The following is a 7,183-nucleotide window of genomic DNA, read 5'->3' as shown; positions in this document are numbered from 1 at the left end:
CGGACCCACCGGCCGGGAGGAACAGACCACACCGGCGGGTGGACTTTCACGAAACGCTCAGGAGTTGTTGGGGAGGCGTTGCCCTGGCCCCCCCGGTCCCGGGCCACCGGCGCGTCAGCGGGACGCCAGGAGGTCCCGCATCTGCTGGATCTCGGCCGTCTGGGTGTCGACGACCGACTGCGCCATCTCGACGGCGCCGGCGTGCTCGCCGCCGGACACCTCGGCCTGCGCCATCTCCACCGCGCCCTCGTGGTGGGCGACCATCTGCTCGAGGAACAGGCGCTCGGCGTCGGCCCCCGTCGCGTCCTCGAGGGCCTGCATGTCCTCGGTCGACATCATGCCGGCCATGCCGTGGTCGTCGTGGCCCGTGCCGGCGCCGGCCTCCGGGTCGGCGCCCCAGTCGCGCAGCCAGGCGGTGAGGGTGTCGATCTCGGGACCCTGGGCGGCCTTGATCTGCTCCGCCAGGTCGACGAGCTCGGGGCTGATGCCGTCCTTGGCGAGCAGGGCGTCGGACATCTCGATCGCCTGCTCGTGGTGCGGGAGCATCATCTGGGCGAACATCACGTCCGCGGCGTCGTACGGGGCGTCCGTCGCGGTGTCCGACGGCGCGTCGGGCGACGACGAGGCGCCGCCCGTGTCGGCCATGTCGTGGTCGGCGCCGTCGTCCGCGCCGCACGCGGCGAGCGTCAGGGCGACGGCGAGGGCGAGCGCGGGCACGCGGGCACGCGCCAGGAAGGTGTGCGTCATGAGGGGTGGGCCTTTCTCGGGGTCTCTCGTGGGATCCGCGGTGGGCCTCCGCCCCGGTCCGGGGGGCGGGCCCGGGCGGTCCTACGTCCGAGAGATCCCGAGGGCGTGCAGGCTGGGGCCGGCCGCCGGGCGGGCCTCGACCGGGAGCGGGACCCGTGCCACGAGGCGCGGGCCCTCGGCGCGCAGCAGGGCGCGCGGCACGGGGCCGACGAGCGTGAGCAGCACCGCCAGGATCATGAGGCACATGGCCGTGACCATCTCGTGCCCGCTGCAGCCGCCGGTACCGCAGCCGGAGGGGGCGCCGGCGTCCTGGACGACCGGCGCACCGGCGTGCGCACTGTCTGCGGGGGCGGCCGCCGTCGTGCCCGGCGTCGTGTGCGCCTGAACCACCACGGCGGCAGGGGCGTGGTGGGCGGCGTGCCGGGTCGAAGAGCCGCTCATGGCGTGCATGAGGACGACGCCCACGACGAGGGCGAGCACCAGCAGCACCCCGGCCAGGCGCCCGCGACGGCTCGTCAGCAGGGGGCGCACGGTGCGGATCATGCGTCCTCCTTCGAGCGGGGCGTCGTGGCAGGTACCGGCGGGCGACCCTGGCACTGTAACCAACGCGCGGCCGGCGTCGGGCGGCGCCCCGTGCGGGACGGCCCGGCCCGGCCTAGCGTCGGGGGATGAGCGAGGACAACGACGTGATCCGGACCGAGAAGTCGGGCAGCAAGGCGGCGAAGATCCTGTACCGGCCGGTGGGCATCGTGAGCTCGATCGTCGGCGGCATCGTCGCGGGGCAGGTCTTCAAGCAGGTCTACAAGCGGGTTGCGCCCGGGCACCCCGACGACGCGCCCACGCCGCTGCAGTCCGAGTACCGGATGCGGGAGATCCTGCTCGCGTCGCTGCTGCAGGGCGCGATCTTCTCCGTCGTGAAGGCGGCCATCGACCGCGGCGGCGCCCGCGCGTTCGAGCGTTGGACGGGGGAGTGGCCGGGCGACTGACCGGTGTCAGGCCCGCTCTCACCAGTCCGCGGGCCGCGAGTCCTTGCCGTCGAGCCACAGCCGGTCGCTCGCGTCGCGGTGCGAGCCGGCGGTCCCGACGTGCTTGGTGCCGATCCGGTCGCCCTTGACGATCACGTGCGCCATGGCCTGCGCGTGCCCGTGCCCGATCCCGTACGTCTCCTTGAGCCAGGCGACGACGGCCATGGTCTTGCTCTCGGGGCCGAGGCCCTGCGCGGCGGCGGCGTCCACGATCTGGCGCGGCGTGAGCCCGGTCTTCGTCTCGACGGTGTCGAGGTAGGCCTGGAACGACATCAGCGGTGCTCCTCGCTCTTGTTCTCCTGGATCATGGTGGCGGAGGCGTGGATGCACATCATGCGCAGCACGCCGGTGCCGGTGTTCGTGAAGCCGTGCCAGACGTCGGGCCCGACGACGGCGGTGTCCCCGGCGCGGGCGACGACGGTCTCGGCGCCGATGCGGATGGTCGCCTCGCCCTCCAGCACCGACCACGTCTCCGTGTAGGGGTGGCGGTGCAGGTCCGGGCCCTTGCCGGGGTCGTTCGTGACGAGGAAGAACGACACGCCGGAGCCATGATCGCCTCCCTCGAAGCGCAGCGTGCGCGAGCCCGGGATGCGGATGGTGTCGGCGGGGACGACGGCGGCCATGGTGGCTCTCCCTCGAGGTGCGGTGTGCGCCCCGGGCGGCTGCCCGCGGCGTGTCCCCAGCCTCGGGCTCCCCGCGCCGGGCCACGAGCGTTTCGACCGACGTCGAAAGGAAGACCCGCCAGGTCGAGGGTCGTTCGTGTCCACGACGTCGAGCGCCATCGTGGCGACGGGGCAGCCGTCGGCGTCACCGGACGCCACGAGGTCGCGGGCCGCGGAGTCGAACGCGTGCACGACGGCGTCCACCGGGTCGTCGCGCTCCTCGAGGAGGGCGAGCACCAGCGCGGGAGTTTTCGGCATTTCATTGACACGGTGAAGGAATAGGCGTCAGGCTCGGGGCGTGCAGCGCCGCGCAGACGTTCCCCGCCTCGGCTCCCTGGAGCCCTCCGCCCGAGCGGTCGTGCGCGCCCTGCTCCTGGCCGGGCCGCTCTCCCGGGCGGAGCTCGCGCGGCGCCTCGAGCGCTCCCCGGCGAGCATCACCAAGACCACGCAGCCGCTGCTGGCCGCCGGGCTGGTCGCTGAGGATGCGGGCCGGATCGCCGAGGAACCGGCGGTCCCGGGCGAGAGCCGGGGGCGCCCGGGCGTCCCGCTGGTCCTCCTGGCCGGGCGCCACCTGTTCATCGGCGTCAAGGTGACGTCGAACGAGGTGTTCGCGGTCCGCACGGACGCCGCCGGCGTCGTGCAGGCGTCCGGGCACCGCGACCTCGCCGACGTCGAGCAGGAGACCGTCGTCGCGCAGATCCTTGAACTGGTGAACGAACTGCGCGAGCCGGGGGAGATCCAGGCGCTCGGCGTCGGGCTGGCCGGCCGGATGTCCCGGTTCGACGACACCGTGCGCCACAACCCCTTCCTCGGCTGGGACGAGGTGCCCCTCGCGGGCATCCTCGAGCGGGCGACGGGGATCCCCACCGTGCTCAGCGAGGACGCCCGGGCCCTGACCGCCGGGGTCCAGTGGTCCGGCCCCGGCCGCGGCATGAGCGACCTCGCCGTGCTGACCGTCGGCGTCGGCGTCGGGCTGGGCATCGTCATCGAGGACCGGGTGCTCGCCGGTCCGTCGGGCAGGGTCGGCCGGATCGGGCACATGCGGGTCGCGGACTCCGGGCCGGTGTGCGAGCGCGGGCACCGCGGCTGCGCGTCGGCGTTCCTCACCACGGCGGCCATCACCCAGGGCATCGGGGTGCCGCGCGGGCGGGCCGACCTGGACCTGGACGCCGCCCTCGCGCTGGCGGACGACGGCGACGCGGTCGCGCTGCGCGTCTTCGCCGACGCCGGGCGCGCCCTGGGGGTGCTGATCGCCCAGCTCGCGAACACGCTCGGCCTGCCCGCCGTGATCCTCGCCGGCGACGGCCTCGGCATGCTCGCCCACGCCCGTCCGTCCCTCGACGCCGCGCTCGCCGACCACCTCGACCCCCACGCCACCCGCCCCACCGTGGTGACGTTCTCCTCCGGCTTCGACGAGTGGGCCCGCGGCGCGGCGGTCGTCGCGTGCCAGTGGATGCTCGTCGACCCGCCGCCGTACCGCACCGACCTGGCCTGACCCGACACACCAGCAGGAGGCACCGTTGTCCGCACTTCCCCTCGACCCGACCGCCCCGCTCGCCGAGGATGCCGGCTCGATCAGCATCGGCATCGTCGGCGCGGGCCAGTTCTCGCGCAGCTTCGCGACGCTCTGGGACCTGCACCCGAACGTCGACCGGCTCACGATCACCGACCTGGTGCCGGAGCGGGCCAAGTCGCTGGCCGACCGCTACGACCGCGCCACCGTCGTCGACAGCTTCGAGGAGATGCTCGACTCGGACGTCGACGCCGTCGCCATCTTCACCCAGCGCTGGACCCACGCGCCGCTGGTGCTGGCGGCGCTGGAGGCCGGCAAGCACGTCTACTCGGCCGTGCCGATGGCCACCGAGATCACCGACATCGAGGCGATCATCGCCGCCGTCGAGCGCACCGGGCTCACCTACATGATGGGCGAGACGAGCTACTACAACCCGGCCACCGTCTTCGTCCGGGAGAAGGTCCGCGAGGGCGCGCTCGGCCAGGTCTTCTACGCCGAGGGCGACTACGTGCACGACATGGACCTCGGCTTCTACGCCGCGTACCAGTACAGCGGCGGCGAGAACTGGAAGGCCACCGCGAGCTACCCGCCCATGCTCTACCCGACGCACGCGATCGGCGGCGTCCTCGGTGCGCTGCCCACCCGCGCGGTGAGCGTGAGCTGCATCGGCGTGGAGGACCGCCGGGGCGACGGCGTCTTCGACCGGGAGGTCAGCCAGTTCGGGAACAGCTTCTCCAACGCCACGGCGCTGTTCGAGCTGGCCGACGGCGGCGCGATGCGCACCAACGAGATGCGCCGGGTGGGCTACCCCTCGCACATCCGCGAGTCGCGGTTCCGCTTCTTCGGCACCGAGGCCAGCTTCGAGCAGCTCGCCCACCAGAGCGTGTGGAACGACAAGGAGACGTCCACGGACGTGTCCGCCGACTTCGTCCCGGTCCGGGGCGGGGGCGACGACGCGGACCTCGCCGACGTCGACCCGGCGCTGCGCGAGGCGTTCACCTCGGGTTCCGCGCCGGTGCACGACCGGACGCGGCTGCCCGCCACCTACGCCGACGCGCCGAACGGGCACGAGGGCTCGCACCACTTCCTCGCCGACGACTTCGTGCGCGCCGTGGTCACGGGCGAGCACGCGCCCGTGGACGCCTGGCTCTCCGCGAAGTTCACAGCCCCCGGCATCGTGGCGCACGCGTCGGCGCTGGCCGGTGGCGAGCGCCTGCCGATCCCGGACTTCGGGAGCCGCTCCGCGCGCGACTGAGCACCACCCGCGGCCCGGCGTCGTCCCCGACGCCGGGCCGCACCGCACTGTCCGAGCACTGCTTGCAACGACGCAAGGAGGAACCTGATGGCTGCACCGACCGCGCCACCCGTACCGACCGTCCGACGGTCGGGCCGCCGGGACGACACCCGGCTCGCCCTGCTCTTCATCCTGCCGGCCAGCATCGGCCTGCTGGTCTTCTACTTCTGGCCGCTGGTCCGCGGCATCTGGCTGAGCTTCACGTCGTGGGACCTGCTCAGCCCGGCCCAGTTCGTGGGCCTCGACAACTACCGCGAGATGGTCGCGGACCCGGTGTTCTGGAACGCCGTCCGCGTGACGCTGCTCTACGTGGTCATCAACATCGGGCTGCAGACGGTCGTGGCCCTGGTGATCGCCGTGCTGATGCAGCGGCTCAGCCGCTCCACGCTGCTGCGCTCGCTGGTGCTCGCCCCGTACCTCGTGTCCAACGTGGTCGCCGCCCTGGTGTTCCTGTGGATCCTCGACTACCAGCTCGGCATCGGGAACCAGCTGCTGGAGTGGGTCGGGCTCGACCGCATCGGGTTCTTCACCGACGAGACCTGGGCCATCCCGACCATCGCCGCGGTGAACGTCTGGCGGCACATGGGCTACACCGCGCTGCTGATCTTCGCCGGCCTGCAGACCATCCCGCCCACCATGTACGAGGCGGCCCGGGTCGACGGCGCGTCGGAGCTGCGGATGTTCTTCCGCATCACGGTGCCGCTGCTGCGTCCGATCCTCGGGCTGGTGCTGATCATCTCCGTGATCGGGTCGTTCCAGGTGTTCGACACCGTGGCGGTCACCACCAACGGCGGTCCGGTGGACGCCAGCCGGGTGCTGCAGCTCTACATCTACGACAAGGCGTTCGCCCAGTTCGACTTCGGGTACGCGTCCGCACTGAGCGTGGCCATGCTGCTGATCCTGGTGGTGGTCACCTTCTTCCAGTACCGCGTGACGCGGGCCGGCCAGACGGACCTGAACTAGGAGGGCGGAGACCATGACCGGGACCACGACGGCGCCAGCCGAACCGACGACCACCGGGGTGTCCGCCCCGCCGCCCGCGGTGGCCGTGCGCCGCCGACGCCGCCCACCCAGCGTCGGCCGCGTGCTGGCCTGGGTGGTGATGATCCTGCTGCTGCTCATCACGCTGTTCCCCTTCTACTGGATCCTGCGCACGGCGCTGTCCAGCAACGGGGCCCTGTACGCCAACTCCACGTCCCTGCTGCCCGCCGACTTCAGCTGGGGCGGGTTCGAGCGGGTCTTCGGCCTCCAGACCACCGAGGAGGCCATCGCGCAGGGCGGCTCCGGCGCGTCCATCGACTTCTGGCTCTACCTGCGCAACTCGGTGATCGTGGCCACGGTGGTCACCGTCTGCCAGGTGTTTTTCTCGGCGATGGCCGCGTACGCGTTCTCCCGGCTGCGTTGGCGGGGCCGCAACGTCGTCTTCGGCGTCTTCCTGCTGTCGCTGATGGTGCCGGTGATCTTCACCCTGCTGCCGAACTTCATCCTGATCCGGGACCTGGGCCTGATCGACACGCTGCTCGGCATCATGCTCCCCGGGCTGTTCATGACGCCGTTCGCGATCTTCTTCCTGCGGCAGTTCTTCATGAACGTCTCCACCGAGGTGGAGGAGGCCGCGCTCATCGACGGCGCCAGCAAGGTGCGGGTGTTCTTCGCGCTCATCATCCCGATGTCGGTGGGGCCCATCGCGACGATCTCGATCCTGACCTACATCGGGTCGTGGAACGACTACTTCTGGCCGCTGATGGTCTCGTACACCGACGAGTCCCGGGTGCTCACCGTGGCGCTGGGCAACTTCACCGCGCAGACCCCGCAGACGGGGCCGGACTGGGCCGGGCTGATGGCCGCGACCCTGGTGGCGGCGCTGCCGATGATCCTGCTCTTCCTCGCGTTCGCGAAGCGGATCGTCAACTCCATCGGCTTCAGCGGGATCAAGTGAGGG

At 72.1% G+C, this 7,183-nt stretch carries 9 protein-coding genes; 5 read left to right on the top strand and 4 right to left on the bottom strand.

Annotation, left to right across the window (positions count from 1 at the left end):
* Positions 1–114: 114 nt before the first annotated feature.
* Positions 115–747, bottom strand: a complete 633-nt coding sequence (locus ACFCZN_RS01395) for a DUF305 domain-containing protein (RefSeq protein ID WP_429762871.1) — start codon at positions 745–747, stop codon at positions 115–117.
* A gap of 81 nt (positions 748–828) precedes the next feature.
* Entirely contained in the window at positions 829–1,290 is a 462-nt protein-coding gene (locus tag ACFCZN_RS01390) for a hypothetical protein (RefSeq protein WP_429762872.1), read from the bottom strand.
* A gap of 125 nt (positions 1,291–1,415) precedes the next feature.
* On the opposite strand from ACFCZN_RS01390, the gene ACFCZN_RS01385 reads away from it, so the two are divergent.
* Positions 1,416–1,733, top strand: a complete 318-nt coding sequence (locus ACFCZN_RS01385) for a DUF4235 domain-containing protein (RefSeq protein ID WP_429762873.1) — start codon at positions 1,416–1,418, stop codon at positions 1,731–1,733.
* Positions 1,734–1,751: 18 nt separating this feature from the next.
* On the opposite strand, the gene ACFCZN_RS01380 is transcribed toward ACFCZN_RS01385, so the two are convergent.
* Together ACFCZN_RS01380 and ACFCZN_RS01375 are read right to left on the bottom strand one after the other, a co-directional pair.
* Positions 1,752–2,045: a DUF4287 domain-containing protein gene (locus tag ACFCZN_RS01380; protein ID WP_429762875.1), complete on the bottom strand. Its 294-nt coding sequence runs from the start codon at positions 2,043–2,045 to the stop codon at positions 1,752–1,754.
* Positions 2,045–2,692 carry a cupin domain-containing protein gene (locus ACFCZN_RS01375; RefSeq protein WP_430555581.1) on the bottom strand — a complete coding sequence of 216 codons (648 nt, stop codon included), beginning with the start codon at positions 2,690–2,692 and terminating at the stop codon, positions 2,045–2,047. The genes ACFCZN_RS01380 and ACFCZN_RS01375 overlap by 1 nt, the downstream gene beginning before the upstream one ends.
* A 40-nt stretch (positions 2,693–2,732) precedes the next feature.
* Here ACFCZN_RS01375 and ACFCZN_RS01370 point away from each other — a divergent pair, with 40 nt between their 5' ends.
* The 4 genes from ACFCZN_RS01370 to ACFCZN_RS01355 all read left to right on the top strand — a co-directional run bounded on the left by ACFCZN_RS01370 (position 2,733) and on the right by ACFCZN_RS01355 (position 7,180).
* Positions 2,733–3,929: an ROK family protein gene (locus tag ACFCZN_RS01370; protein ID WP_430555580.1), complete on the top strand. Its 1,197-nt coding sequence runs from the start codon at positions 2,733–2,735 to the stop codon at positions 3,927–3,929.
* Between the two features lie 25 nt (positions 3,930–3,954).
* Complete coding sequence (locus ACFCZN_RS01365; RefSeq protein ID WP_430555579.1) at positions 3,955–5,202, top strand: Gfo/Idh/MocA family protein; 1,248 nt, start codon at positions 3,955–3,957, stop codon at positions 5,200–5,202.
* Positions 5,203–5,289: 87 nt separating this feature from the next.
* Complete coding sequence (locus ACFCZN_RS01360; protein WP_429762880.1) at positions 5,290–6,204, top strand: carbohydrate ABC transporter permease; 915 nt, start codon at positions 5,290–5,292, stop codon at positions 6,202–6,204.
* Between the two features lie 13 nt (positions 6,205–6,217).
* A complete protein-coding gene (locus tag ACFCZN_RS01355) occupies positions 6,218–7,180 on the top strand; it encodes a carbohydrate ABC transporter permease (protein ID WP_430555578.1) in 963 nt (320 codons plus the stop codon).
* The last annotated feature ends 3 nt before the right edge of the window (positions 7,181–7,183 follow it).

Origin of the sequence: Isoptericola sp. NPDC056134, assembly GCF_042264825.1 — a bacterium.
Classification (GTDB): Bacteria; Actinomycetota; Actinomycetes; order Actinomycetales; family Cellulomonadaceae; genus Isoptericola; species Isoptericola nanjingensis.
Note: the sequence above shows the minus strand (reverse complement) of the source record. Positions and strands in the feature narration are given on the sequence as shown.

Bases quoted from the DNA above. Each gene is read 5' to 3' on its own strand.
- ACFCZN_RS01385 (WP_429762873.1), top strand. From the start codon at position 1,416: ATGAGCGAGGACAACGACGTGATCCGGACCGAGAAGTCGGGCAGCAAG.
- ACFCZN_RS01360 (WP_429762880.1), top strand. From the start codon at position 5,290: ATGGCTGCACCGACCGCGCCACCCGTACCGACCGTCCGACGGTCGGGC.
- ACFCZN_RS01390 (WP_429762872.1), bottom strand. From the start codon at position 1,290: ATGATCCGCACCGTGCGCCCCCTGCTGACGAGCCGTCGCGGGCGCCTG.
- ACFCZN_RS01395 (WP_429762871.1), bottom strand. From the start codon at position 747: ATGACGCACACCTTCCTGGCGCGTGCCCGCGTGCCCGCGCTCGCCCTC.
- ACFCZN_RS01375 (WP_430555581.1), bottom strand. From the start codon at position 2,692: ATGCCGAAAACTCCCGCGCTGGTGCTCGCCCTCCTCGAGGAGCGCGAC.
- ACFCZN_RS01380 (WP_429762875.1), bottom strand. From the start codon at position 2,045: ATGTCGTTCCAGGCCTACCTCGACACCGTCGAGACGAAGACCGGGCTC.
- ACFCZN_RS01355 (WP_430555578.1), top strand. From the start codon at position 6,218: ATGACCGGGACCACGACGGCGCCAGCCGAACCGACGACCACCGGGGTG.